This window comes from Xenorhabdus budapestensis (assembly GCF_017743015.1).
Classification (GTDB): Bacteria; Pseudomonadota; Gammaproteobacteria; order Enterobacterales; family Enterobacteriaceae; genus Xenorhabdus; species Xenorhabdus budapestensis.
In genome coordinates this window covers 1,827,422-1,852,942 of the sequence record NZ_CP072455.1, presented here as the reverse complement: position 1 = coordinate 1,852,942, position 25,521 = coordinate 1,827,422, and the positions used below count along the sequence as shown (strand labels likewise).

General features: G+C 42.1%; 25 protein-coding genes. 2 read left to right on the top strand and 23 right to left on the bottom strand.

Going from position 1 to position 25,521, the window contains the following annotated elements; genetic code table 11:
* Window positions 1-18: 18 nt before the first annotated feature.
* Genes lolE through lolC form a run of 3 tightly spaced genes read right to left on the bottom strand, consistent with a single transcriptional unit; the run spans window position 19 to window position 3,162 of the window.
* Entirely contained in the window at window positions 19-1,266 is a 1,248-nt protein-coding gene (lolE, locus tag HGO23_RS08430) for a lipoprotein-releasing ABC transporter permease subunit LolE (protein ID WP_209028547.1), read from the bottom strand.
* Window positions 1,266-1,967, bottom strand: coding sequence for a lipoprotein-releasing ABC transporter ATP-binding protein LolD (gene lolD / locus HGO23_RS08425; RefSeq protein WP_099134761.1), 702 nt, complete (start codon window positions 1,965-1,967; stop codon window positions 1,266-1,268). Before lolD ends, lolE begins: the two co-directional genes overlap by 1 nt.
* Window positions 1,960-3,162 (bottom strand): lipoprotein-releasing ABC transporter permease subunit LolC, encoded by a 1,203-nt coding sequence (lolC, locus tag HGO23_RS08420; protein ID WP_099134762.1) that lies wholly within the window; start codon window positions 3,160-3,162, stop codon window positions 1,960-1,962. The genes lolD and lolC overlap by 8 nt, the downstream gene beginning before the upstream one ends.
* 564 nt (window positions 3,163-3,726) lie before the next feature.
* Here lolC and mfd point away from each other — a divergent pair.
* The gene (gene mfd / locus HGO23_RS08415; RefSeq protein ID WP_209028546.1) at window positions 3,727-7,167 is read left to right on the top strand and encodes a transcription-repair coupling factor; all 3,441 of its coding nucleotides are present in this window, start codon (window positions 3,727-3,729) and stop codon (window positions 7,165-7,167) included.
* Between the two features lie 114 nt (window positions 7,168-7,281).
* On the opposite strand, the gene umoD is transcribed toward mfd, so the two are convergent.
* The 19 genes from umoD to yceD all read right to left on the bottom strand — a co-directional run bounded on the left by umoD (window position 7,282) and on the right by yceD (window position 23,612).
* Window positions 7,282-7,749 carry a UmoD family flagellar biogenesis regulator gene (umoD, locus tag HGO23_RS08410; protein WP_209028545.1) on the bottom strand — a complete coding sequence of 156 codons (468 nt, stop codon included), beginning with the start codon at window positions 7,747-7,749 and terminating at the stop codon, window positions 7,282-7,284.
* A 471-nt stretch (window positions 7,750-8,220) separates the two neighbouring features.
* A complete protein-coding gene (locus HGO23_RS08405; protein WP_099134766.1) occupies window positions 8,221-9,525 on the bottom strand; it encodes an NAD(P)/FAD-dependent oxidoreductase in 1,305 nt (434 codons plus the stop codon).
* Window positions 9,526-9,934: 409 nt separating this feature from the next.
* Window positions 9,935-10,954 (bottom strand): beta-N-acetylhexosaminidase, encoded by a 1,020-nt coding sequence (gene nagZ, locus HGO23_RS08400; RefSeq protein ID WP_099134767.1) that lies wholly within the window; start codon window positions 10,952-10,954, stop codon window positions 9,935-9,937.
* A gap of 68 nt (window positions 10,955-11,022) precedes the next feature.
* Window positions 11,023-11,886 (bottom strand): phosphotransferase, encoded by an 864-nt coding sequence (locus HGO23_RS08395; protein WP_209028544.1) that lies wholly within the window; start codon window positions 11,884-11,886, stop codon window positions 11,023-11,025.
* A complete protein-coding gene (gene lpoB / locus HGO23_RS08390; protein ID WP_209028543.1) occupies window positions 11,873-12,442 on the bottom strand; it encodes a penicillin-binding protein activator LpoB in 570 nt (189 codons plus the stop codon). The genes HGO23_RS08395 and lpoB overlap by 14 nt, the downstream gene beginning before the upstream one ends.
* Before the next feature lie 130 nt (window positions 12,443-12,572).
* Window positions 12,573-12,923, bottom strand: a complete 351-nt coding sequence (gene hinT, locus HGO23_RS08385; RefSeq protein WP_099134770.1) for a purine nucleoside phosphoramidase — start codon at window positions 12,921-12,923, stop codon at window positions 12,573-12,575.
* A gap of 31 nt (window positions 12,924-12,954) precedes the next feature.
* Window positions 12,955-13,731: a metal-dependent hydrolase gene (locus HGO23_RS08380; RefSeq protein WP_099134771.1), complete on the bottom strand. Its 777-nt coding sequence runs from the start codon at window positions 13,729-13,731 to the stop codon at window positions 12,955-12,957.
* 22 nt (window positions 13,732-13,753) lie between these two features.
* Window positions 13,754-14,743: a DNA polymerase III subunit delta' gene (gene holB, locus HGO23_RS08375; RefSeq protein ID WP_099134772.1), complete on the bottom strand. Its 990-nt coding sequence runs from the start codon at window positions 14,741-14,743 to the stop codon at window positions 13,754-13,756.
* Window positions 14,740-15,381 (bottom strand): dTMP kinase, encoded by a 642-nt coding sequence (gene tmk, locus HGO23_RS08370; protein WP_209028542.1) that lies wholly within the window; start codon window positions 15,379-15,381, stop codon window positions 14,740-14,742. Before tmk ends, holB begins: the two co-directional genes overlap by 4 nt.
* Window positions 15,378-16,403, bottom strand: a complete 1,026-nt coding sequence (mltG, locus tag HGO23_RS08365) for an endolytic transglycosylase MltG (protein ID WP_099134774.1) — start codon at window positions 16,401-16,403, stop codon at window positions 15,378-15,380. The genes tmk and mltG overlap by 4 nt, the downstream gene beginning before the upstream one ends.
* A 79-nt stretch (window positions 16,404-16,482) precedes the next feature.
* The gene (pabC, locus tag HGO23_RS08360) at window positions 16,483-17,307 is read right to left on the bottom strand and encodes an aminodeoxychorismate lyase (RefSeq protein ID WP_209028742.1); all 825 of its coding nucleotides are present in this window, start codon (window positions 17,305-17,307) and stop codon (window positions 16,483-16,485) included.
* Window positions 17,308-17,480: 173 nt separating this feature from the next.
* A complete protein-coding gene (fabF, locus tag HGO23_RS08355; protein WP_209028541.1) occupies window positions 17,481-18,722 on the bottom strand; it encodes a beta-ketoacyl-ACP synthase II in 1,242 nt (413 codons plus the stop codon).
* A 74-nt stretch (window positions 18,723-18,796) separates the two neighbouring features.
* Window positions 18,797-19,033, bottom strand: coding sequence for an acyl carrier protein (gene acpP / locus HGO23_RS08350; protein ID WP_012989255.1), 237 nt, complete (start codon window positions 19,031-19,033; stop codon window positions 18,797-18,799).
* Between the two features lie 150 nt (window positions 19,034-19,183).
* The gene (gene fabG / locus HGO23_RS08345; protein WP_099134777.1) at window positions 19,184-19,918 is read right to left on the bottom strand and encodes a 3-oxoacyl-ACP reductase FabG; all 735 of its coding nucleotides are present in this window, start codon (window positions 19,916-19,918) and stop codon (window positions 19,184-19,186) included.
* 11 nt (window positions 19,919-19,929) lie between these two features.
* On the bottom strand, window positions 19,930-20,859 hold the full coding sequence (gene fabD / locus HGO23_RS08340) for an ACP S-malonyltransferase (protein WP_209028540.1): 930 nt from the start codon (window positions 20,857-20,859) through the stop codon (window positions 19,930-19,932).
* Window positions 20,860-20,877: 18 nt separating this feature from the next.
* Entirely contained in the window at window positions 20,878-21,831 is a 954-nt protein-coding gene (locus HGO23_RS08335) for a beta-ketoacyl-ACP synthase III (RefSeq protein WP_209028539.1), read from the bottom strand.
* 6 nt (window positions 21,832-21,837) lie between these two features.
* Entirely contained in the window at window positions 21,838-22,875 is a 1,038-nt protein-coding gene (gene plsX / locus HGO23_RS08330) for a phosphate acyltransferase PlsX (protein WP_209028538.1), read from the bottom strand.
* 29 nt (window positions 22,876-22,904) lie between these two features.
* Entirely contained in the window at window positions 22,905-23,075 is a 171-nt protein-coding gene (rpmF, locus tag HGO23_RS08325; protein WP_038260337.1) for a 50S ribosomal protein L32, read from the bottom strand.
* A 12-nt stretch (window positions 23,076-23,087) separates the two neighbouring features.
* Window positions 23,088-23,612, bottom strand: a complete 525-nt coding sequence (yceD, locus tag HGO23_RS08320) for a 23S rRNA accumulation protein YceD (RefSeq protein WP_099134781.1) — start codon at window positions 23,610-23,612, stop codon at window positions 23,088-23,090.
* A gap of 144 nt (window positions 23,613-23,756) precedes the next feature.
* Here yceD and HGO23_RS08315 point away from each other — a divergent pair, with 144 nt between their 5' ends.
* On the top strand, window positions 23,757-24,350 hold the full coding sequence (locus tag HGO23_RS08315) for a Maf family protein (protein ID WP_099134782.1): 594 nt from the start codon (window positions 23,757-23,759) through the stop codon (window positions 24,348-24,350).
* 19 nt (window positions 24,351-24,369) lie between these two features.
* Here HGO23_RS08315 and rluC read toward each other — a convergent pair whose 3' ends face one another.
* Window positions 24,370-25,320: a 23S rRNA pseudouridine(955/2504/2580) synthase RluC gene (gene rluC / locus HGO23_RS08310; protein WP_209028537.1), complete on the bottom strand. Its 951-nt coding sequence runs from the start codon at window positions 25,318-25,320 to the stop codon at window positions 24,370-24,372.
* Window positions 25,321-25,521: the final 201 nt, after the last annotated feature.

Here is a 25,521-nt window from a genome sequence, read left to right as displayed (position 1 = left end):
AGTTAATACTATGGAATATTATTGACCACTCAAAATCCGCGCTGGATCAAGTTTACTGGCCCGACGAGCTGGATACCAACTGGCCAATAAGCTCAATATCAGAGCTGTTAACAGCACATAGAAAACATCCATGATATGTAACTCTGACGGCAGAAAATCAATAAAATAGATATCCCCGGAAAGGAATTGATGCCCGAACAGTTTCTCCACCCATTTAATGATAGCCGTCAAATTAAGCGATGTGAAAATTCCGGCAATAGCGCCAATGATACTACCAACCATGCCAGTCAGTAATCCATACCACAAAAAGATCGCCCTGATATGCCCATCTTTGGCACCCAATGTACGCAGGATAGCGATATCACTGCTTTTATCTTTGACAGCCATAATCAGCGTTGAAACGATATTAAAACAAGCCACCCCAATCACCAGAATCATAACCAGATACATGATGCCACGTATCATCTGGATATCGTTGTACATATAACCGTAATCTTTAATCCATGTACTGATATAGACATATCTTCCTGTTGCTTTACCTGCGTCCAAAACTCGCTGATCTGCGGCAAAAACATTGTCAGCTTTGATGGCAATGCCAGTAACAGCATCACCATAATCCAAATATTGTTGTGCATCAGATAATGGAACCAAAGCCAAACGGTGATCCAGCAAACCACTCAACTGAAAAATTTCAGCAACCTGTAAACGGATCCGTTTAGGTTGTAATAATTTCAGACTCGGATCGCTATTAGGTATCATGACTGTCAGCCAATCACCTTTCTTCACATTTAGTGAATTTGCCACTCCTTGTCCTAAGATCACCTGATGTTTCCCCGCCTGAAATGTCTTCCATGACCCATGGCGAATAAACTGAGGTAGAGCACTGACATCGGACTCAGTGGCAGGATCTACACCACGTACTTGAACAGCATGGAGTTTATCACCTCGCTCCATCAACCCGGTCAATTCGATATAAGGTGACGCTCCTACAATACCCGGCGTTCGTTTTACTTGTTCAAGTGCGTGTTCCCAATGCTGAAAAGGTTGTTCCACTGCAAAAATTTGCCCATGTGGTACAACAGAAAGTACCCGGTTTTTCAATTCATGTTCAAAACCATTCATGGCGCTCAAACCGATAATCAATACCGCAACACCAAGCATAATCCCCATTGTCGAAATGATTGAGATGAGAGAAACCACTCCCGCACGACGACGACCTCGGCTAAAACGTAATGCAGTAAACAATGCAAAAGGCAGATTTGCCATTACATTTCCCCCATTAGGGTTAATTCATCCTGTAAATATCCATCGCGCATTTCTACCTGACGAGCCAATCGATCAGCCAATTTCAGATCATGAGTTACTACCAAAAATGCCGTACCTTGCCGTTGATTCAGTTCTTTCAAAAGCTCAAAGATACTATCAGCATTACGTTGATCAAGGTTGCCTGTCGGTTCATCTGCCAGTACTAATGACGGCTCATTGACTAACGCACGGGCAATGGCAACTCTTTGACGCTCTCCTCCTGATAATTCAGAAGGTCGATGGTGTGCCCGATTTTCCAATCCAACTGCCGCCAGCATATCCAGAGCCTTTTGTTGAGCCTGACGTTTTTTACCTCCGATAAGTAATGGCATAGCGACATTTTCTAGTGCATTGAAATCAGGTAGCAAATGGTGAAACTGATAAATAAAACCGATTTCACTGTTACGTAATTCCGCTCGTCCGGAAGCAGACATCTTATTAAGAGATTTTCCTTTGAAAAGAACTTCACCAGCAGTCGGTGAATCCAATCCGCCAAGTAAGTGCAACAGAGTACTTTTGCCAGAGCCAGAGCTTCCGACAATCGCCATCATTTCTCCTTGTTGCATAGAGAAAGTGACATTTTTTAATACCTCTGTAGAAACCTGCCCTTCCTGATATTTTTTGCACAAATGATGACATAACAATAAAGGTTGGTTACTCATAACGTAAAGCCTCAGCAGGTTGAATGGCAGCCGCGCGCCAGGAAGGGTATAAAGTTGATAACAATGAGATCAGCATGGCAATAATGGCGATTATCACCACTTGAACAGGTTCAATAGCGACAGGTAACTGCATACCTTCAGTCAGCAGGCCTATAATCGGCATTAAATTATTTAACTGACTGGAAAGCAGTATTCCCAATCCCGTTCCCAATAAAGCACCAATGATGCCCGCCCCTGCTCCCTGGATCATAAAAATAGTCATTATCTGACGACGGTTCAGCCCTTGTGTCTGCAAAATAGCAATCTCTCCCTGCTTTTCCATCACCAACAAAGAGAGGGAAGTAATAATATTGAAAGCAGCTACCGCAATGATCAGGCTAAGCAATAATCCCATCATATTTTTTTCCATTCGCACAGCCTGAAAAAACTCCCCTTTGCGTTCACGCCAATCTTTCCAGATTAAATCTTTTGGCAGTGGCTGTTGACTCAATTCATCCACTTTCAATGGCTCATTGAGGAACAAACGCCAGCCTGTAATATTATTAATGGGATAACGTAAAAGACGTGCTGCATCTTGCTGATTAACCAACATTTCCGTGTCATCAACTTCGCTGTTAGCAAAGAATGTTCCGGCTACCGTAAATAAACGTTGACTGGGGATCCTCCCCATTGGGGTAAGTTGACTGGCACTCGGCACAATAACACGAATTTGATCACCCCGTTTGACTCCCAATCTTGCCGCCAATTTTTCCCCTAAGATCACGAAATAGCGACCTGGCTGTAATTGGCTCGGATCAACATTGACCATATATTCTGCTAATGGGGTATATTCACCTGGCGTAATGCCCAACATGACTCCGACACCTACATTACTGGCACTTTGCAGTACAACATCCCCCTGAACAATCGGCTCGATACGGGTAACACCTATTAACCCTGAAAGCTGGCTATCAGGATGTTCAACAGGATTAATCGAACCTTTTTCTGAAGTAATGATCACCTGAGGCATAAAACCCAGAATACTGGCTTCCAATGAACGTTCAAAACCGTTCATCACTGATAACACAATAATCAATGCAGCCACTCCCAATGTGATGCCAATGGCTGATAACCAAGAAACAAAGCGGCCAAACTTATCGACCGCTCGTCCGCGCATATAGCGCAATCCGATAAATAATGAGACAGACTGAAACATGGAATCCGCCGTATCAAAGGGAGTTATTTAAAAACAATAGATTAATAGGAAAAATCATATCTTATCTCTATATTTTGCGTATTTATTTTTACATATGTATTTTTTACACACATATTCTGTACAAAACTCAATCCACATAGTTTACTGATTACATATTATCATCGTTTAACTGAGATTTGCTTATCACCCTTCCAGGTTGAAGATAAAAATCGTGGCTTTCCTTTCCGGCTCAAATTTCTTATCAGTTAATTATCAACCATCGATCACCTTAATTATTTTAATTTTCTGAAAAAATATTACCTTTGGTAACAAAATTCCCACATTCAGTGAATTAATATATCGCCTCAATACAAACATTAAATCTGTTATTCCCCTGTTGCCAAAGCAAAGTGTTCGGTGATAATAAAGAGTAGTTGTACCTTCATGGAGCCATTCATACTTCGGTTCTGTGTTTTTCACTTTCTCTCAACCTGCCTCTCAACCTGCCAGCGTATTTATTGTAAAGGCTACTGGGTTAAAATGTGTTGGGAATGGACTGAATCTTAGAGAACACATTAAACGCTTATGTCCGCAAAATATCGTTATCAACTTCCTGAACGTCGCGGTGATATCCGCCAATTAGGCCACCTGATCGGCGCTGCTTGCGCCATCGAATGCGCCGAGATCATTGAACGTCACCCAGGGCCTGTTCTGCTAGTAACAAAAGATATGCAGAATGCCTTACGGTTGCGTGATGAAATTCCACAATTCACCCACGCTCCAATAAACATGCTGTCAGATTGGGAAACATTGCCTTACGATAGTTTTTCGCCCCATCAAGAAATCATTTCAACCCGTTTATCTACGCTGTATCAATTACCTTTCATGATGAAAGGCGTTCTTATCTTGCCTGTTAATACATTGATGCAACGGGTTTGCCCGCATGAATACCTCAGAGGGCATGCTTTGATCATGAGTAAAGGGCAACGACTTTCCCGTGACAAATTACGTGCCGATCTGGAGCAAGCCGGTTATCGCAGTGTGGATCAAGTGCTTGAGCATGGTGAATTTGCTACACGCGGCGCTCTGTTTGACCTCTTCCCTATGGGGAGTGAACACCCTTACCGTATCGATTTTTTTGATGATGAAATCGATAGCCTGCGTACTTTTGACGTGGACAGCCAACGTACACTCGCGGAAGTGGAAAAAATCAGTTTACTGCCTGCCCATGAATTCCCAACAGATAAAGAAGCTATCGAATTATTTCGCAGCCAATGGCGTGAGCAGTTTGAAGTTCGCCGTGATGCTGAACATATTTATCAGCAAGTTAGTAAAAAAACGCTACCGGCAGGTATTGAATACTGGCAACCATTGTTCTTTGAGCAGCCTTTATCCACACTCTTTGATTACTTGCCAGAAAACACCTTGCTTATTACACAAGACCTAATAGCAACAGCCGAACGTTTTTGGCAGGACACAGAACAACGTTTTGAGAGCCGTAAAGTTGACCCAATGCGGCCATTACTGCCACCTGAACGCATTTGGCTTCCTGTCGATAAACTATTCGCTGAATTGAAAAACTGGCCCCGCCTCCAAATCAGAAACGAAGAACTGCCACAAAAGGCCGGGAGTATCAATCTCACTTACCAGCCTTTACCCGATGTATCCGTTGCTGCGCATCAAAAAGCCCCTTTGGATAAAGTACGCCGTTTTATAGAACAGTTTAGCGGTAAGATCATTTTTTCAGTGGAAAGTGAAGGACGCCGGGAGTCTGTAACCGAATTACTATCGCGGATCAAAATTCATCCAATCAAAATACAACAGTTGACGGATGCTAAGGAGCCGGACTGTTTTTTAATGATCGGTGCAGCAGAACAAGGCTTCATTGATGAAGAGAAAAAACTAGCCCTGATCTGTGAAAGCGACATGCTTGGTGAGCGTGTGAGTCGTCGCCGTCAGGATAACCGACGCACAATCAACACTGATACCTTGATCCGTAACCTCGCAGAATTGCGTCATGGTCAACCCGTTGTACACCTTGAACATGGTGTTGGACGCTACCAAGGGCTAACGACACTGGAAGCAGGCGGAATTAAGGCTGAATACCTGATCCTGACCTACGCCGGAGAGGACAAATTGTATGTCCCCGTCTCCTCCCTACACTTAATCAGTCGTTACGCTGGAGGCGCAGAGGAAAATGCGCCTCTGCACAAACTTGGTGGTGATGCCTGGAATAAAGCGCGCCAGAAAGCAGCAGAAAAAGTCCGTGATGTCGCGGCTAAATTACTGGATGTATATGCACGGCGTGCCATTAAACCTGGTTTTGCGTTTAAGCACGATCGGGAGCAGTATCAACTGTTCTGTCAGAGTTTCCCGTTCGATACAACACCGGATCAAGAACAAACCATCAATGCCGTATTGAGTGATATGTGTCAGCCCATCGCCATGGACAGGCTGGTATGTGGTGACGTTGGTTTCGGTAAGACAGAAGTGGCAATGCGCGCTGCTTTTACCGCTATCAATAATAATAAACAAGTCGCTGTTTTAGTTCCGACTACCCTACTGGCTCAACAGCATTATGACAATTTCCGCGATCGTTTTGCGAATTGGCCTGTACATATTGAAGTTATGTCCCGATTCCGCAGTGCTAAAGAACAGCAACAAGTTATAGATATGGCGGCAGAGGGAAAAGTCGATATTATCATCGGCACTCATAAACTGTTACAGAATGATCTCCGTTGGAAAGATCTGGGATTATTGGTTGTTGATGAAGAGCATCGGTTTGGTGTTCGTCACAAAGAGCGCATTAAAGCTATCCGTGCAAATGTTGATGTTCTGACCATGACAGCAACCCCCATTCCCCGAACGCTCAATATGGCAATGAGTGGTATGCGCGATTTATCAATTATTGCCACACCACCAGCGCGTCGTCTGGCAGTGAAAACTTTTGTGCGTGAATATGATAGCTTAGTGGTCCGAGAATCTATCCTGCGTGAAATTTTACGTGGTGGTCAGGTTTACTATCTTTATAACGACGTTGAGAATATTGAGAAAGCAAAAAATCGATTGGAAGAGTTAGTTCCTGAAGCCAGAGTCGTTGTCGGCCATGGGCAAATGCGCGAACGTGATCTGGAACGAGTCATGGCAGATTTTCATCATCAGCGTTTTAATGTGCTGATATGCACTACGATTATTGAAACAGGTATTGATATTCCTACCGCCAATACCATTATTATTGAACGGGCAGACCATTTTGGTCTGGCGCAATTACATCAATTGCGGGGACGTGTTGGCCGCTCTCACCACCAGGCTTATGCTTATTTATTGACTCCTCATCCAAAAGCGATGACCACAGACGCCCAAAAACGACTGGAAGCAATTGCCTCTCTTGAAGATCTGGGGGCTGGATTTGCGCTGGCAACTCATGATCTGGAAATCAGGGGAGCCGGTGAACTTCTGGGCGAAGACCAAAGTGGTCAAATGGCGAGTATCGGTTTCACTCTCTATATGGAGTTACTGGAAAGTGCAGTTGATGCACTCAAAAATGGACGAGAGCCATCACTTGAAGATCTCACCACGAACCAAACCGAAGTAGAACTGCGCATGCCGGTACTTTTGCCCGATGATTATATTCCTGATGTGAATATGCGCCTTTCTTTCTATAAACGTATTGCAAGTGCTCAAAATGACGATGAGCTGGCAGAATTGAAGGTTGAATTAATTGACCGATTCGGTACATTACCTGATCCGGGCCGACAGTTATTGCAATCTGCTTCTATCCGCCTGACAGCCCAAGAATTGGGAATTAGGCGTATAGAATCCCATGAAAAAGGTGGCTTTATTGAATTTAGCCAAAACAACAAAGTGGACCCCAATTACCTCATCGGCTTATTACAAACTCAGCCCAACATTTACCGGCTGGATGGGCCTTCTAAATTAAAATTCATGACTGATTTAACCGAAAGGGCAACACGTTCATCGTTCATCCAAACATTATTGGAAACATTCGAACAACATCAGATATAACAGCGACTATACCCAATAAATTTCCAGTTTTGTCGCGGAGGCAAGGAAGCCAATCCCCAGGAGCATAGATAACTATGTGACTGGGGTACAATCCCTTTTTAAAACAGCCCGGCTCTACAAATATGGTGTGAGAATTAATCTTCCTTTTTCATCCAGAGGAATGGTTTGTTCTGGTTTATGTGTCACTCTCACCTTACCAGGTTTATCACCGATCATATAAATAACATCATACCCAATAATACGTTTTTCCTTGACATGAACCATGACACAATTTTTTAATTGAGAATAGTTCAATACGTGATATTCTCTTTTTATATTTAACATTTCAATAAGAGTAAACATACTATTTTTATATACAGACAGATGGTTATTCTCAATATTTCCCAATCCGATTCGAAATGGTAGCAGAGCCCCATTACAATAATATTGAGGAGCAGAAGCCATTGTTTTGATAGGCTCTGAAGAGAGCACCTGTGCAACTTTAGGCTGCGGGTTTTTAAAATAAAATATTGCAGCAATACCAACGGCAATCATAACAATCAGAGAGTAAATCCCACACTGCCTTGCCTTTAGTTTACTCACATAGCACCTTGTTATATTAATAATTTGATATACTCCTGGATTTAAACATGTTCATTAACTATTTGTAGAAACCAAAAATGCGTTCAATTCATTATTAAGAAAAATCCTATGAAGCTACTAAAATAAATGTTATCCATCTTTCAGTCTTTTGATTTTTATTAGGATTTAAAATCTATTGAATAGAGTTTTTTCATTCAATTTATATTCCCTATTCTTTATACATCATTAAATTGAATGTTTTTACTAAATATTTTCAATTTTAACATATTGACATACATTGTTATGACATAGTTACCTAATTAAAATTAGCCTTATTACAAGGATTAAACAGGTCTAAAAAATAATAGAGAAATAATTATGAAAGGTATAACAAAAAATATGATAAATAATCAAGAAAAAATAAAAAAATGTTTAATGGTTCATCTGAAATATTTTGGATATCTTAAATCCAGATGAACCACTTTAACTCAATTAGTGCAATTTCAAGCGTGGGCGAATAACACGGTTAATTCCACCAACCAGCATCATTAAGCCTGTTTTAATATATCCATGTAATGCGACCTGATGCATGCGGTATAAAGAGATATAAACCATACGTGCAATACGGCCTTCTACCATCATAGAGCCACGCATCAAGTTACCCATCAGACTACCCACTGTACTAAATTTAGATAAAGATACCAGTGAACCGTGATCTTTGTACACATATTCCTTCAGTGGTTTCTCATTCAATAGAGCCAAAATATTGTTATAACAACGGTTTGCCATTTGGTGAGCAGACTGAGCGCGCGGAGGAACAAACCCCCCCTCTTTTTTCGGGCATGATGCACAATCACCGATAGCAAAAATATTATTATCCAATGTTGACTGCAAAGTAGGTTTCACAACCAACTGATTTATGCGGTTTGTTTCCAGTCCCCCAATCTCTTTCATAAAATCAGGCGCCTTAATTCCCGCAGCCCAAACCATCAAAGAAGCCTTGATTTGTTCACCATCTTTGGTATTCAGTCCATGTCCATCTGCACTGGTTACCATAGTTTTGGTTAAGACTTTAACACCAAGTTTGGTTAATTCCTGATGCGCAGCACTGGAAATACGTGGCGGCAATGCCGGCAGAATTCGCTCACCGGCCTCAACCAGAGTAACGTTCAATGCGTCTGAATTCAGGCTTTCGAATCCGTAACTGTTCAACTGTTTAACTGCGTTATACAGCTCTGCTGAAAGCTCAACACCTGTTGCGCCACCACCAACAATCGCAATGTTAACTTTCTCTTCCGCACATTGATTTGCAGAATATTTCAGAAACAGGTTTAACATCTCATTGTGGAAACGATGTGCTTGTTGTGGGTTATCAAGGAAAATACAGTTTTCTCTTACACCTGCCGTACCGAAATCATTCGATTGGCTACCCAATGCCATGACAAGAATGTCGTAAGCCAACTCACGCTCTGCTACCAGTAAATCATTACCTTCATCGCGGATCTCAGCTAGTGTGACTTTTCTTCCTTCACGATCGATATTTGTAAGTGTACCTAATTGGAAGTTAAAGTAATGGTTGCTGGCATGGGCCAGATAACTCAATGCATCAACACCATCATCAAGAGAGCCTGTTGCGACTTCATGCAATAATGGCTTCCATAAGTGGCTATTATTGCGATCCACCAAAGTAATTTCGGCTTTTTGCTTACGCCCTAATTTATGCCCCAAACGTGTTGCCAGCTCTAAACCACCAGCACCCCCACCAATGATGACAATTCTTGTCTTTGGCGTTGTCATGACTACCCCACTGAAAATACAACTAATGTTATGTAAAGCGCTAAAACAATTTTTGGATAACGTTCTTAAATAATATCAGGCATAATAAATTTCTCACTGAAAATATCTTCAGAATATCATGGCTAGTCAGTAGGTCATACCAAAAATAGCCCCTATCAAATTCTTTTGATTAATTAGACGCCAATCACAAAATTTGTGTACTTAGTTTTAATTAACCCGACTTAAATCTGGTTTATGAAAATTTGTAATTTACAATGTTAACATTATGTGATTTATGGGATTTTTTGACAAAACGATATTCTGAAACCAATTTCAGGGAGAAATAAATTAAAAGCGGCAAAAGAGATAGGATCATCAGGCAGTAACTTTATCCCAGATTTGATAGCAACCAATCAGACAAATTCAATGATCAGCCGCAGCTTAGCCACTGTTCACACAAATTATTCAATTTTGTGTTTGCCTGCTGCCAACGTTCTGATTTTTTCAGCTCTTCCAGACTGAACTGACCTCCCTGATGATATAACCGTGTTACTTTATTCGAATTAATCATTGGTAAGTTATCCAAAACATCCGTTGCCCCTTGACGGTTATTGCACACCAAAATCATGTCGCATCCCGCTTCTAGTGAGGCTTTCGCACGTTCAGCATACCCGCCCATAACTGCCGCACCTTCCATTGACAGATCATCAGAAAAAATAACGCCATCAAAGCCTAGTTGCTGGCGTAAAACGTTTTTAAGCCAGTAAGGAGAAGCACTTGCCGGACGATGATCTACCTGAGAGTAGATCACATGAGCCGGCATAATTGCATCAAGCAAATTTCGTTGAATGAAATCACGGAAGATCAACATATCGTGACAGCTAATCATATCCATTGAACGATCATCCAGTGGAGTTTCTTTATGAGAATCTGCTGTTACTGCTCCGTGTCCGGGAAAATGTTTACCCGTTGATTTCATTCCTGCCGAATACATACCTCTGATAAATCGTTCAGCCATTACCATCGCCTGTTCAGGCTCTTCATGAAACGAACGTTCACCAATCGCAGTGCACTTATGTCCCAAGTCCAGTACAGGAGCAAAACTGATATCAATATCCATTGAAATCATTTCTGATGCCATCAGCCAACCGGACTCTTCTGCCAAATGTCCCCCCATCAGTTCATCATTCAAACAGGCAAAAGACTGTGCGGCAGGTAAGCGAGTAAAACCTTCATGAAAACGCTGTACACGTCCCCCTTCCTGATCAACAGCGATAACTAAACGATGACGGGAGGCTTCGCGGATTTGACAAACTAAATCATGTAACTGCTGAGTATCGTGAAAATTGCGGGTAAACAGGATCAAACCGCCCACTAATGGATGTTGCAGAATTTCACGTTCTTCACTATCCAGCTCATAACCAACAACATCTAACATTACTGGACCCATAACATTCCTCACTTCTATTTGTATTGGTTATCTATTAAATATCATCTTATTAATCGCCATCCAGCGGACTAAAACGCCAGATTAAAGCTTAGGCGCAAGGAATGAGCCAATGCTGAAAATTGCAGCTCTTTTGTCTGCTGCCAACGTACTTCATACCACATCAGCATCATGTATCTCACCCACGGCTCCCACTGCTTAATTTTTTGCTCCAATAAGACGATATCAATGTAGCCTGATGCGTAGGTACAATAATAATTCAAAAAAGTCTTCTGCTGTATTTCATCCCATTGATTACCTTTAAATAAGGTTGCCAATGAGAAACCAATATCGACATCCGTTGCATATTCCCAATCAATCAACTTTAGGCCTTCTGAAGTCATAAGCAGGTTATCAGGATGAATATCCATGTGAGCAGGTGCTATTTTCAAAGGAACAGGCATCTTTGCTGTCATAAATAATTTATGTAGCCGCAACCAATCCGGTGAAAGCCGTTGATTATCAATCTGCTGCCACTGGGATGCGATTTGTTGTTTAAGCTGGAGAGAATAACCCAATGGCGAATGGTGATGGAGGTTAGCAACTATTTGCGCCAACGACTGTTGAAATGACGGTAAACCAAATGCTTCAGCCGTAACTTTTGTTCCGCTCAGCCATTCCAATAACAGCCAATCACTATGCATGGCAATGACTTTAGGCGCAATACCGACAAAAGAGAGCCTGCGTAAGATCCGATTTTCCCGTTGGCGACTTATCCCCAAAGCTCCACCATGCCACATTTGCCTGCGTCCCACCATCTGATGTACGCCATCCGTAATATAGTGGCTTCCCTGGGTCAATCCTGCTAATGGCCTGATTTCCCAATTTCTTGCAGGAATGTCAGGCCATTTCTGACGCAATACCTCAAGTAAGGCTTTATTATTAGTCAATATCACCACTACCTGACCAAAGTATCTCACCCGTTTTGACCAGCATAAGCTGCATCTCTATCTTACGCTGTTCATTATTACCAGATACGACAGAATAGAGCACATAATCAGCATTTAGATAGCGCGCTAAACCGATAGATTTACTGCGTAATGCCAGGCTATCTTCTGATGACAACCCTAACGCCTGCCTAGCGTAATACACCTGTTTTTTCGGTACTATCTGAAAAATCTGTTTTTTACTGACCACATCTGTAATCGCATCAGTTGCCTGAAATGTTCTCAGTGAGCCATTTGTGTTGTTTTTAACTGTATCAACAAGCAATACTTTTCCTGCCTCTACGCCCTGAGCTTTGACCAGCTGTTCAATTAATGGCTGAACGATGCTATTCCAGCTAATCGACTGGATCCTTGGAGGTTGAGGAACTTTCTCCAGTGGCTTTGCCGGAGGTTCTGTTTTTTGCTCTGGTTCAGCAGGAGTAACAGGAGCAGGCGGCTGTGGCGGTATTAATGAACAACTCGCCAGCAATATTGCTGATAATATAACTAAAAGAACTCTTTTCATTAATCTACTCCAGTTACAACACTATCGTGTACAGAATCATGCACAACTATCATACGAATCTGTTATACATAGTTTCATTAACGTAAATCCATTAACGAAAACTTATTAGCAAAAATAGTGATGGATAATATTACCTTACCAATAGTGGGCCTAATGGATGTCCACCTACCAAATGCATATGGATATGAAACACTTCCTGTCCCGAATGACGGTTACAATTCATGATAAGGCGATAACCATCTTCTGCAATTCCTTCTTGTTTGGCGATTTTCGCTGCAACAGTGAACAAACGCCCCAATGCAGGTTCATGCTCTGGAGTAACATCATTAACTGTTGGAATAAGTACATTAGGGACAATCAGAATATGAGTTGAGGCTTGAGGTGAAATATCCCGAAATGCCGTCACCAAATCATCTTGATATACGATATCAGATGGAATTTCACGACGAATGATTTTGCTGAAAATAGTTTCTTCTGCCATCTCACTTCTCCTTTCTTATCATGTAATTTTCTTAAATATTAATATGGAACAAGTCACAAAAGTTTCTGGTCGTTACTTCTGCCAACTTCTCAATACTGACCCCTTTCAGTACTGCCATATACTCAGCAACATCACGTACATAAGCAGGCTGATTCTGCTTGCCACGATAAGGAACCGGGGCCAGATAAGGTGAATCAGTTTCTACCAAAATACGGTCGAGAGGGACAAACCTTGCAGCTTCACGAATTTGTTCTGCATTACGAAATGTAACAATACCTGAGAAAGAAATATAAAAACCGAGATCCAGTAAATCCCGTGCTGTATCTTTATCTTCTGTAAAACAGTGCAGCACCCCACCACAATCCTGTACGTTTTCTTCTCGCAAAACCATCAGGGTATCATCTCTTGCTTCACGGGTATGAACAATCACGGGCTTATTTAATTCACGACCGATACGGATATGCTGGCGAAATGAAGTTCTCTGTAATTCTGCATTTTCTTTCTGATAATAATAATCCAGCCCTGTTTCCCCCAGTGCGATTACATCATTGTCCACAGCTAATCGGGCAAGTTCATCAAAATCGTAACCCTCATCCAGATTCAATGGATGAATACCACAGGAATACGCGACATTTTCACGTTTACCAATCATATTTTTCATTTGCTGGAAACCGGGCAACGTAGTTGCTACCGCCAGCATATACTTCACATCCCTTTCTGCGGCTTTAGCAACTACATCATCTACACTTTTGTGCAGTGTTTCATAATCTAAACAGTCGAGATGACAATGTGAATCCACTAAAAACATAATATGCCCGTATCTAAATGTGTTAGCGAGTGGAGCAAAGTTGCCTTTCCCAATTGAGTAATTGTTCAGTCAGTAACAATTCCCGATTGATGCCCACTACGGATATTAATTGATGACGACAACGCGTCCAATCATCAACCATATTTAATAATTTTTCCACACCTTGGCTGGAAGCCAAATGGTGGATCAACGCCTGCTGATCTTGATTAATACAGTAATTTTGCGCCTTTTGCTGCCATTTCACTGCATCAGATAGCAAGCAAATCAGCCAATATAACGATTGTTGTGCATCATCACGATTCAATAATGGCAAAAGTGATAAGGTATCATAGTCATATAATGCCTGTGTAATAGCCTGACAAAATGCCGTTCTCTGCTGCCATTTTTCAGTTTGGAGTAACTGTTTTGCAGCCAGTGGCGCTCCCTGTGACAATTTTAATGCCGTCTGGATATCCTGCAATGATATTGCCGGAAGTTGATTTTGTAGCCAGTACAACCCTGTTTGATTTTCAGGGACAGGCAGAAAATAATAGAAACAGCGGCTTCGCAATGTTGCCAGCAAGCTCGCCGGACGTTGGCACCTCAATAAGAAATAGGTATTTCCGGGCGGTTCTTCTAACGTTTTCAACAAGGCGTTGGAAGCTGCATCAGTGAGCGCTTCTGTTGATGATAACCACACAATTTTAGCGCCGCCCTGTTGAGAATATTCGTAAAGTTTTTCACTAAGCTGGCGTATTGCATCCACACCAATGACACTTTTCCCCTTTTCTGGAGCAAGAACATGCCAGTCAGAATGGGTTTCTGCCAGCATCAAATGACAGCCGTGACACTTACCACAACTTTTTGTGCCTTGTTTATTCTGACACATCAACCAGCGGCTTAACCCATAAAGTAATGCATCTGCTCCTGTTCCTTCATGCGCATGAAGCAAAAGAGCATGATGTCCACGACCTTGTTGATGAGATTCAATCAACTGGCGATACGCATGGTTAAGCCACGGATACCAATTCATTCCTGCATTTCCCGTTGTTTCAGCCAATGGAACAAAATCTGACGAATATCATCCTGTACTTTTTCCAATGGCTGTGTTGCATCTATTTTTTTGGTGGCCTTATCTTGTTCTACGAGTTCGAGATACCTTGTACGGGTACGATAGAAAAAATCCAGCGATTCTTTTTCAATACGATCCAATTCACCACGCTCGCGGGCACGCTGTAAACCAACCTCTGGCGGTAAATCAAGATAAATGGTCAAATCAGGGTAAAAATCACCGAGCGCTGCTTCACGCAATGAAGACAATAAGCTCCGGTCAATACCACGACCACCGCCCTGATATGCCTGAGAAGACAGATCATGGCGATCTCCGACAACCCAACTGCCTTTTGCCAGAGCAGGCTTGATCACATTCTCCACTAACTGAACTCTGGCAGCGTAAAGCATTAATACTTCTGCTTTATCCGTCAATATCTCTCCTTCAATTCCTTCTTTGATCAATTGACGTAATTTTTCCGCTAAGGGAGTTCCACCCGGTTCACGGGTAAAAACAAGATCAGAAATACCATGCTGTTTCAGTGTATCAGCCACAGTTTGGATTGCCGTAGTTTTTCCTGCGCCTTCAAGCCCTTCAATAACAATAAATTTACTGTTCATTTATCCTGCTTTAATCTCTGACGATAAAGATTTACCGCTTTATTATGTGCTACCAAATTCGTAGTAAATATATGACCGCCATTACCATCTGCAACGAAATATAGATAATCAGTCACGGCCGGATGCGCCGCTGCCTTGATCGATGCAAGACTTGGCATGGCAATAGGCGTCGGTGGCAGCCCCTCGATCATATAAGTATTGTATGGTGTAAATGTGGTCAAGCTGCTACGAAAAATGGTTCCGGTATACTTATCGCCCAACCCATATATGACTGTCGGATCTGTTTGTAATCGCATCTTTAACCGCAGACGATTAACAAATACTGATGCGATTTTAGCGCGTTCAGAATCTACCGCAGTCTCTTTTTCGATAATAGATGCCATAATTAACATCTCATAAGCACTCTTATACGGTAAATTCTCTGCACGATTTTTCCATTCCTGCTCTATTACCATGACCATTTTTTGGTAAGCACGCCTGAGTAATTCTATATCACGTGTACCTGCTGTATAGAGGTAAGTATCAGGGTAAAACCACCCTTCCAGTGATTCACCTGCTTTCATATCCAACAATTTTGTTAGATCTTGTGACGTTTTACCTTCTGTCTCATGCTTCAAGTATGGCGCATTCTGCAATATCTTTGACCAGTCAGAGAGACGACTACCTTCAATAAAGCGGATAGAAAATTGAATTTCTTTACCACTAGAGAATAATTGCAGTATTTCTTTTAACGTCATATTTTTTTGTAGACAAAAAGTACCTGCCTTAAACTTGGCCAATTCTGGTTCTAAACGAAACAACCACGGCAATAATTGGTTATCTTCGATGAGTTTATGCTGAATTAATAGTGTTTCCAGCCCGGAACGTCCTGTGCCGGCAGGTACTGTGAATATAAGATCTTGAGCCAGGTTAACCTTTTGAGCAGAAAAATTTTCTATTTTTTTTACAAAAAAGAAAAATGCTATTGCTGCAACAATAATAATCAATCCAGGTAAAACAAGAATGTTCTTTTTAAGTTTCATTCGATTACCATTTTTATCTGTTCTTCAATGATAGAGACGGAATACGGAATAACCGCTGTTTCATACCCTCGAATTACAACTACAGTCTTAAACACTCAGGTAATAAATATTCATGTAATTCTCTGGTTTGATATTTCCACGCAGGTTGATTTTTATGTGCCAGGATCTGATTGACAGCCATCACAGGCATCAGGGAATTACAAATAATCACCTCATCGGCATGTGCCAATGCTTCAGGATAACGCATGACACACGACAAGTTATAGTCACTGTCTTCCAATACCTGGATAATCTTCTGTCGCATTACTCCTTCTACACCACACTGGCTTAAATCCGGTGTATAAACGTTTTTACCTCTACGCCAAAAAATATTTGCGGTACAACATTCAACCAATAACCCATCGCTATCAAGTACCAACGCTTCATCAATTTTTGCTTGTTCAATAAACCGTTTTATCAAAACCTGCTCCAAACGGTTCAGATGCTTGATGCCTGCCAAATGAGGATTAATCCCCATTGCAACAGGACTGAGGCCCAACGAAACACCTCTTTCACGTAAGGTATGGTATTGTTCTGGATATGAACTTAATGAAAGAATTTGATTTGGCTCACTAATGCTATCAAAGCTGTACCCACGGCCACCATTCCCTCTGGAGAGGATCACTTTCAAAACACCTGATTCACACTCCGCAGCAACTTGTTTAATATGGCTTTCCAATTGCATCCAATCCAGCACAGGCATAAACAGTTTTTCAACGCCTTTTTGTAACCGTTTTATATGCAAAGGCAACAAAGCCGCCTGACCTTGCTCAACTCTTATTGTGGTAAAGCAGCCATCCCCAAATTGTACCGAACGATCATTAGCAGAAAGTTGATCGTATAATTTGCCGTTAATCCAATACATCATCTTATTTTTTGATTCTTAAATAAAAAGGTGTGGAAACCTCAGCTTATAAGGGGCGTTATAATAGTATATGAGTCGTGGCAGTGCAAAAATGTGCATCTGAAAAGCACAGAAATAAAACATAAAAAAACCCCAACATAAGAGTTGAGGCTTTTTCTAGGAAATTGAGTGTCTTACATCTTACGGAAAATCAGTGAACCGTTAGTTCCACCGAAGCCGAAAGAGTTACACAACGCATATTCCATTCTTCCAACGTTGCGCGCCTGACTAGGGACAAAATCCAAACGGCAATTTTCATCCTGATTAACCAGGTTAATGGTTGGAGGAACAATCTGATCACGCAGGGAAAGAATGGTAAAAATAGATTCCACCGCTCCTGCCGCGCCCAGCAAGTGACCTGTCATAGATTTAGTTGAACTCACTAATACTTTAGTGCCTTTACCAAATACAGACTCCACTGCCACAGCTTCAGCAAGATCACCTGCTGGCGTTGAAGTACCATGAGCATTAATGTAGCCCACCTGATCCGGAGAAATATCTGCATCTCTCAAAGCATTTTCCATAGCAAGTGCTGCACCTGCTCCATTTTCCGGTGGAGATGTCATGTGATACGCATCACTACTCATACCGAAGCCAACTACTTCAGCATAAATTTTCGCGCCCCTTTTTTTGGCGTGTTCGTATTCTTCAAGAACAATAACACCAGCACCATCACCCAGAACAAATCCATCACGATCTTTATCCCAGGGGCGGCTCGCACCTTGAGGATCATCATTACGGGTCGATAATGCACGGGCAGCGCCAAACCCTGCAACACCAAATTCTGTACTTGCCTTCTCAGCACCACCCGCCAACATGATATCGGCATCATTATATGCAATGATACGCGCCGCATGGCCGATGTTGTGTACGCCAGAAGTACAAGCAGTTGCAATAGAAATACTAGGACCACGAAGACCATATAGAATGCTCAAATGGCCTGCTACCATATTAATAATGGTTGAAGGTACAAAGAATGGGCTGACCTTACGAGGCCCGGCCGAAAGCAATGTACTGTGGTTTTCTTCAATCAAGCCCAAACCACCAATACCAGAACCAATCGCAGCACCAAAGCGGCCAGCATTGGCTTCTGTTACTTCGATTCCTGCATCCTCAATGGCTTGAATGCCAGCAGCAATACCATACTGAATGAACAAATCCATCTTTCGTGCATCTTTACGCGAAAGATTGAAATCTTCATGATTAAAATTCTTCACCACACCAGCAAACTTAGTTGCATGGTTAGCGGTGTCAAAATGTTCGATAAGGCCGATACCACTCTGTCCGATACAAACAGCGTTCCAAGAAGACTCTACTGTATTGCCGACAGGAGATACCATGCCTAGTCCGGTCACGACTACTCGACGCTTAGACACGGTTATCCTCCAGGGAGGGAAAAAATGTAAGACAAAAAACATAGGCGGTCGAACGACCGCCTAGGTATATGTGCTTATTTACCTGCGTTTTCAACGTAGTCAATAGCAGCCTGAACTGTAGTGATTTTTTCAGCTTCTTCGTCTGGGATCTCAATATCGAACTCTTCTTCCAGAGCCATTACCAGTTCAACTGTGTCAAGAGAATCAGCGCCCAAGTCATCAACAAATGAAGCTGTGTTTACAACTTCTTCCTCTTTAACACCCAGTTGTTCAACGATGATTTTCTTAACGCGTTCGTCGATAGTGCTCATACTATTAAATTTCCTATCAAAACTCGCTTTCGCGATGGTTTTCGTAGTTTATAAAATACAGGAAAAGATGCAACCAAATCCCGGCTGGTCGAACCACCAACTGCTTTTTTTGTACAAAAAATACATCAAAAATAGTGGGTTCGCTCATTTTTAAATCATGTACATGCCACCATTGACATGCAATGTTTCACCCGTAATGTAAGCGGCCTCATCAGAAGCAAGAAACGCTACAGCACTGGCAATTTCCTTTGCATCACCGAGACGATTAGCAGGAACTTGAGATAAAATGCCTGCCCGTTGGTCGTCTGTCAACGCTCTGGTCATATCCGTTTCGATAAAGCCAGGTGCAATAACATTGACGGTAATGCCACGAGAAGCGACTTCACGGGCCAGTGATTTGCTAAAACCAATGACCCCTGCTTTCGCTGCCGCGTAATTCGCCTGCCCCGCATTTCCCATTGTTCCAACAACAGATCCAATGGAAATAATACGCCCATAACGTTTTTTCATCATAGAACGCATTACTGCTTTTGACAGACGAAAAATCGAAGAAAGATTAGTGTTAACAATATTTTGCCACTCATCATCTTTCATACGCATCAACAAGTTATCACGTGTGATGCCCGCATTATTCACTAGAATGTCTATTTCACCAAATTCAGCACGAATATTCGATAGTGCTTGTTCAATGGATGCTGAATCTGTGACATTCAGTACAAAACCTTTGCCTTTATTACCAAGATAGGCACTGATTGCCTCGGCTCCCTTTTCACTGGTCGCAGTACCAATTACACGTGCGCCACGTTCAGCCAATAATTCTGCAATCGCTCGACCTATGCCACGGCTAGCACCAGTAACTAGTGCAATTTTTCCATCAAAGCCCATGTTTTCCTCAGTCATTTATTCAGAGCAATTGTGAATGATGATACATCATTTACTGCTACAGCACTTAAAGTATCAACAATTCGTTTTGTTAAACCAGTTAATACCTTACCTGGTCCTATTTCTAAAATTTTATCAATACTTTGCGTTGCAATATATTCAACAGATTCTGCCCAGCGTACAGGATGATACAACTGACGAACCAGAGCATCCCGAATTGCATCAGCAGATTCTTCTACTTTAACATCCACATTATTGACAACAGGGAACTGCGGTTGATTAAACACAACAGATTGCAGTGCCGTTGCCAACTGGTCTGCCGCAGATTTCATCAGGGCACAATGTGAAGGAACACTGACTGCCAAAGGCAGAGCTCGCTTAGCCCCAGCCGCTTTACATGCAGCCCCTGCACGCTCTACTGCTTCTTTCTCGCCAGCAATTACGACCTGTCCAGGAGAGTTAAAGTTAACAGGCGAAACAATCTGTCCCTGTGCTGATTCTTGGCATGCTTTTGCAATGGACTCATTATCCAGGCCAATAATGGCATACATAGCACCTTGCCCTTCAGATACTGCCTCCTGCATCAGTTTTCCGCGTAATTCAACCAACTTGATAGCTTGTTGGAATTCAATTACACCAGCACAAACCAGTGCAGAATATTCACCAAGGCTATGACCAGCCATCATAGAAGGAGCTTGACCACCCCGCTCCTGCCATATCCGCCAAATGGCAAAGGAAGCCGCCAGCAATGCAGGCTGTGTTTTCCACGTTTTATTCAGTTCTTCCGCTGGCCCCTGCTGAACTAATTCCCATAAATCGTATCCCAGAACCTCAGAAGCCTCTGCGAAGGTTTGTTCTACAAGCGGAAATTCTGTAGCTAAATCAGCTAGCATGCCAAGGGATTGAGAACCTTGGCCAGGGAATACCATTGCAAAATCAGACATGTTTATCTTCCTGTTAAGTTAAAAACGTACTAGCGCTGAGCCCCAGGTAAAGCCACCGCCAAATGCTTCAAGTAAAACAAGTTGGCCACGTTGAATTCTTCCATCACGTACCGCTTCGTCAAATGCAGTCGGAACAGATGCCGCTGAGGTATTGCCATGACGATCCAGTGTCACGACAACTTTATCCATAGTCATATTCAGTTTTTTAGCTGTCGCAGAAATAATACGTAAGTTCGCCTGATGAGGAACCAGCCAGTCAAGCTGCGAATGATCTAAATTGTTAGCTTTTAAAGTCTCATCAACGATATTCGCTAATTCTCGCACAGCAACCTTAAATACTTCATTGCCAACCATTGTGACGTATGCTGGTGAACCCAATTTTTGGCGATCTTGATGAGGGACTGACAGTAATTCACCATAATGACCATCTGCATGCAGGTGAGTTGACAGAACACCCGGAGCTTCAGAAGCGCCGACAACCATCGCACCTGCGGCATCGCCAAAGAGGATAACTGTACTGCGATCTTCAGGATTTACAATTTTAGAGACAATATCAGATCCAATAACCAGTGCATGTTTAGCGGCACCAGTTTTAATAAATTGATCAACAATACTCAATGCATATGCAAACCCGGCACAAGCAGCCGCAATATCAAAAGCCGGAATACTGTTAATACCTAACAACTTCTGGATCTGACAAGCGCTGCTGGGAAAAGCATGGCTTCCCGTTGTTGTTGCAACAACAATCAAATCGATTTGCGTTTTATTGATACCGGCCATTTCAATGGCTTTTTCAGCTGCCCTGAATCCCATGATAGCAACTGTTTCACCTTCAGCAGCTATACGGCGTTCACGGATACCTGTACGAGTCACGATCCACTCATCAGTTGTATCCACCATTTTTTCTAAATCTGCGTTAGTACGCACCTGAGAAGGCAAATAACTGCCCGTGCCTAAGATCTTTGTATACATTTATGCTTATTCACTCTTGGGTAATACTGCATCTAGTCGGGCTGCGATCCTTTCCGGAACCTGCTTCTCTACCGCCTTAACGGCTTGCTCGATAGCAGCTTTGAATGCGTATTCATTCGCGGCACCATGACTTTTTATGACAATACCACGCAATCCTAATAGTGTTGCGCCGTTATACTGATCAGGGTTTAGATGACCAAAGCGTTTTGCTATTTGTTTGAGCAAAAACTTCCTGAATATTTTCACCAACCATGACGATTTTTTCTTCTGCCCACCTGATGATTTAACCAGAGACAGAATCACTCTGATTGCGCCTTCCATTGTCTTCAGCGTAACATTACCTGCGAAGCCGTCACACACGAGGACATCTGTTTTCCCCGTTAATAACTCATTACCTTCCACATAACCTATGTAATTAATTAAATTACTATTCCGTAATATCATGGCGGCTTCGCGGATATTATCTAGCCCCTTGGATTCTTCTTCCCCGATATTAAGTAATGCCACACGCGGATTGTTTGCACCTGCAACATCTTCTGCCATCACAGCGCCCATAATGGCAAATTGCACTAACATACGACTATTACAATTAATATTAGCGCCCAAATCTAATACAACTGTTTTCTGTTGTTTCAAATTGGGTATAACTGTCACTAAAGCAGGCCGTTCAATCCCCTCTATCGATTTCAACATCAATTTAGCCAGCCCCATTAACACTCCGGTATTCCCCGCACTGACACATGCTTGCGCTTCACCTAATTTCACTAAATTTAGTGCAATACGCATTGAAGTGCCGTGACTAGAACGAATTGCCTGAGAAGGCCTTACATCATTGGCAACAACATGTTCCGCAGGAATAATTTGCAAACGGCCGAGCAGCTCAGCATTTTTATTTGCAAGCAAAGGAGAAATGGTTTCGGGATCACCGACCAACAGTAGTTTTAATCGCGGATTAGATGCCAGTGCCTGCAATGCAGCAGGCACCGTGATGCGAGGACCAAAATCCCCGCCCATAGCATCTAACGCTAAGGTTAGATTAGCCAAGATATCAACTTGCTAATAATTAGCTGAAATTACTTGTTGATTACCTTGCGGCCACGGTAGTAACCATCAGCAGTCACATGGTGACGCAGGTGAGTTTCACCAGAAGTTTTGTCTACAGAAACTTGTGCTGTAGTCAGTGCGTCATGAGAACGACGCATACCACGTTTAGAACGAGTTGGTTTATTCTGTTGTACGGCCATTGACCTTACTCCTTAAGTACTTTTCTTTAAACTGGCTAATGCGGCAAATGGGTTTGGCTTTTCTGCTTCAGGAGGCAGAACACCAAACACCCTGTCCGCGTCGGACACTTCACAGTGTTCAGAATCATGTACCGGAACTACTGGCAGAGAGAGAATTATTTCATCTTCAATCATAGCCAGTAAATCTATTTCACCAAATTCATTAATGTCAATTGGCTCATACTCTTCCGGTAATGCGTCAGCCTGCTCATCATTGACGACCGGGCTAAAACAATACGTTGTGTGAACATGATGACTGAAATTACTGCCACAGCGCTGACAGGCAAACGTAACATCCACATCTGAATGCCCTTTTACAACTGCCAAACGCTGATTATCAATCTGAAATGATAATGAGCTATCTACATCACTATCCACACTGACCACAGACTCTACGAGACGAGATACTTGTTCAGCAGAATAACTACCTTCGTAGTCTAATCTTTTCTGGGCTGTACGAAGTACATCAATGGTCAGGGGTAATTTTACCTTCTGCATAAGGCGCGCATATTATCTTTGTAATGAGACATAGTCAAAGAAAAAGGCCACACATCTGCACCTTTTCGCCAAATATTCGCTTAATAAGCGGTGTATAGTTTAAAATGCCTGCAAATATTTCTCTACGTATTTTATGGAAAAATGATGCTTCCGATTGTTTTATCGTCAACTTCGATATATCGCCGCTTATTGTTAGAAAAAATAGGTTTACCTTTTACCTGTGCAGCACCACATATTGATGAAAGTTCGCAGGAGAATGAAACTCCTGAGCAATTAGTCATACGCCTTTCACAAGCAAAGGCTACCACATTACAAAAACATTATTCCAGTCACCTTATTATAGGTTCCGATCAGGTATGTGTTTTAAACGGTAAAATTACAGGAAAACCCCATAATTTTGAGAATGCTCTCTCACAACTAAAAAAAGCCAGTGGACAACGCGTCACTTTTTACACTGGCATCACATTATTCAATAGCAAAACAGGAAATACCGATACGCGCTGTGAACCATTTCATGTTCACTTCAGGACACTGACTGAAGCTGAAATCATCAATTATCTAAAAAAAGAACAGCCTTTCAATTGTGCGGGCAGTTTTAAAAGTGAAGGTTTGGGAATTACGTTATTTGAAAAACTTGACGGTAAAGATCCCAATACATTAATTGGGCTGCCATTGATTACACTGACAGAAATGTTTATCCGCCAGGGGATAAACCCTCTGACGGCACAATATTCATAACTAACCTATGACTATTTAATTACATTTGACGCAATTTTTTTAAACATTGCCGTAACCCGACATCCATTGGCGCTTCAAAACGCAAAGTCTCTCCTGTTGATGGATGGGTAAACTTTAATGAACTAGCATGCAGAAATAGCCGATTTATCTCTGTTTCTGCAAGCTGTTCATCAAATTTTTTGTCACCGTAGCGATCATCAAATGCAATTGGATGCCCTGCATATAAGGTATGCACACGGATCTGGTGAGTACGTCCCGTTACAGGGCTGGCTCGCACCAGTGTGGCAAATGCATACCGCTCTTCAACCTTGAAACGCGTCTCAGATGGTTTACCCTCACTGCTAACCTTAACAACCCTCTCGCCGCTTTGTAGAATATTTTTTAATAAAGGTGCCTGCACTACTTTACAATGGGATTGCCATTGGCCGCGCACCAATGCCAAATAATCTTTCTGCATTTGCTTTAAACGTAATTGCTCATGTAGTGAACGTAAAGCTGAACGTTTCTTCGCAATCAGTAAAACCCCGGAGGTATCACGATCAAGGCGATGTACCAGTTCAAGAAAACGCGCTTCAGGCCGTAATGCACGCAATCCTTCAATCACACCAAAGCTTAGCCCGCTGCCACCATGTACGGCTGTTCCTGATGGTTTATTGATAACTAAAATATAATCATCTTCATAAAGAATACATTCTGCCAAAGCCGCTACTTTATCCAGCTTCACAGAAACAGGAACATTCTGTTTTTCTGCCACTCTGACAGGCGGAATTCTGACAATATCATTGGCTGTCAATTTATATTCAGGCTTAACTCTTCCTTTATTGACTCTAACTTCACCTTTGCGCAAGATCCGATAGACCATACTCTTAGGTACACCTTTTAAGCGAGCCAGCAAATAGTTATCAATTCTCTGGCCTGCTTCATCGTCATCAATAGTGACAAACTGTACAATTTGATTATTTGTTTTCATGAACGCAATTTTAATTATCCAGCAAACAGAGTGCTACTCATTTTTTAATTATGTATAAATAATATCCATATCTTCATTCTTTATTATTAAATTGTCTTAGAATAAAGGCTAAAGATTAACAACTTATCACTATTTCATGATAAAAAACTCTTAAAGCGATAAAGTCACCTTGCTATCACCCCAACAGCAATGGAATAATGC